General features: G+C 46.5%; 3 protein-coding genes. All 3 read left to right on the forward strand.

Annotated features, from left to right (window positions below; all coding sequences use genetic code 11):
- The first annotated feature begins 193 nt into the window (after positions 1-193).
- Complete coding sequence (locus tag NTX75_04170) at positions 194-1,696, forward strand: IS1380 family transposase (GenBank protein MCX5815425.1); 1,503 nt, start codon at positions 194-196, stop codon at positions 1,694-1,696.
- Positions 1,697-1,840: 144 nt separating this feature from the next.
- Complete coding sequence (locus NTX75_04175) at positions 1,841-1,975, forward strand: hypothetical protein (protein MCX5815426.1); 135 nt, start codon at positions 1,841-1,843, stop codon at positions 1,973-1,975.
- A gap of 67 nt (positions 1,976-2,042) precedes the next feature.
- On the forward strand, positions 2,043-2,256 hold a 214-nt coding region (locus NTX75_04180; protein ID MCX5815427.1), incomplete at its 3' end, for a DUF433 domain-containing protein.

Genomic DNA, 2,256 nt, shown 5'->3' on the forward strand with positions numbered 1-2,256 from the left:
ACTATTTCAACGTAAAGATCAGAGCAAAGCTGACTAAATAGAAGGGGATGAAGTTCAGAGAAGGACAGGCGATCTTCCCATGAGTCCCTTATTCCCCCATCAAAAATACTAAAGAACCTCGTTGATCCTTGAATATCAAGGTGATAGAATAATGTTAGCCAACAAAATCTATCATCAACGAGGTGAACATATTATGCCACAAGGTATCCTTCCTTACAAGTACGAAGAAGAAAAAAATAACACCGGTATGACTGCATATGCAGGACTTCCTGTCTATCTTGACCTCGCATCTGTCATGGGTCTTACCGATCATATCCGTACTCATATGCATGTAAGAACACAGGGGTGGACCGATGAGCAGATCATCACCTCCCTGATTCTTCTGAACCTTGCCGGGGGAGACTGTGTTGATGACATGAACATCCTGGAAAAGGATGAAGGATTCTGCAAAGTCTTGCAAAGAGTGGAACTGAAGGGATTATCCCGCCAACAGCACAGAGCACAGACAAGACGGTGGAGAAAAGAAAAACATCGTTCTGTTCCATCCCCTTCTGCTATCTTCCGGTATCTGGAAGCCTTCCATGACCCGGGACAGGAAAAGCTCCGGGTGGCAGGAAAAGCCTTTATCCCCTTATCGAATAACTATTTACAGGGTCTTATGAAGATTAACGGGGATTTTATTGCATCAGTACAGAAACACAACCCCTGCACAGAGGCCACCCTTGATCAGGATGCTACCCTGGCTGCAACACAGAAAAAGAATGCCCTCTTCAGCTACGAAGGATACAAAGCCTATCAGCCTTTTACTACCTGGTGGGCAGAACAGCAGCTTATCCTCCATACGGAATTTCGTGATGGCAATGTTCCTGCCGGATATGAACAGCTCCGGGTATTTATCGATAGTCTTGCTATGCTTCCCCCCGGGGTTACGAAGGTATGCCTCCGCTCCGACACCGCAGGGTATCAGCATGATCTCCTTAAATACTGTGAAAAGGGAATGAATGAACGGTTTGGCAGAATAGAATTTGCCATAGGTTGTGATGTCGGGAAAGAGTTCAAAAAGGCAGTCGCTGAAGTGGAAGAATGGAAGCCCTTTATGAAAGAGGTAAAAGGAGAAACGAAGCCGACAGGAAAGGAATGGGCTGAAGTCTGCTTTGTTCCCAACGCAATAGGCCACAGCAAGAATGGTCCCGTCTACCGGTATCTTGCAACCCGTGAACTGTTAAGACAAGAAGAACTCCCTGGTATGGAACAGCAGGAGCTTCCCTTCCCGACCATGTCCCTTGAACAAAAACGCTACAAGATATACGGCATTGTCACCAACAGAGCCATCGACGGGAATGAACTTATCAACTGGTACCATAAGCGCTGCGGCAAATCAGAAGAGGCCCATTCGGTCATGAAAGAAGACCTTGCAGGGGGAATGTTCCCTTCCTCTCTCTTCGGGGCAAATGCCGCCTGGTGGTGGATCATGGTTCTTGCCTTTAACCTCAACACAGCAATGAAGAACCTCGTGCTCAAGAAATCATGGATACCAAAGAGGATGAAGGCAATACGCTTTTCCCTCATCGCTCTTCCCGGGCGGATCATTGAACGTTCACGGGAACTCTTTATCCGCCTGGCAAAGGGGCATCCATCTTTTGAGATATTACTCAATGCACGACAGAGAATTATGGAGTTTGCACCGTCCGGGTAGTAATGCCCGGGCAGAAAGAGACGACGACATAACACGCCGGGAGCACAAGGAGGGCTCTCGTCAAAAAAACGATGCTCAGAGAGGCAAGAATATGTCTGGATGACGGATAATGGCCTGATAGGTCATTTTTGATGCCATTTTTTAATGAGATTTGAAAAATACCTCACCTTTCGGGGTCACCCGGAGGGGTATGAAAAATCAGGTGGTGGATTTAGGATACTGGGAAGACTTGCAAATGTAATTTCATTATACGATAATAATCCAGTGGGTTATCTATGAATAAGAAAATTTTATTTCAGTGCCTTATCAAGGTAGATATAAGCGTAGAAAGGTAAAGGAGGTGCCCATGAAGGGAGAAGAATCAACGTCCCGTGTCACCATTAAGTATGATGTATGCGGCGGAAGGCCATGTATCAGGGGCACGCGCATTGAGATTGCCATCATATTGGACGGGTTGACGGAAGGCATGACGGAAGCGAATATTATTGACCATTACCCTCAGATTACCAGAGAAGACATACGCGCATCTTTAGCCTACGCTGCGGAATTGTCCCATGAGG

Source organism: Pseudomonadota bacterium, assembly GCA_026388315.1.
GTDB lineage: Bacteria > Desulfobacterota > Syntrophorhabdia > Syntrophorhabdales > Syntrophorhabdaceae > MWEV01.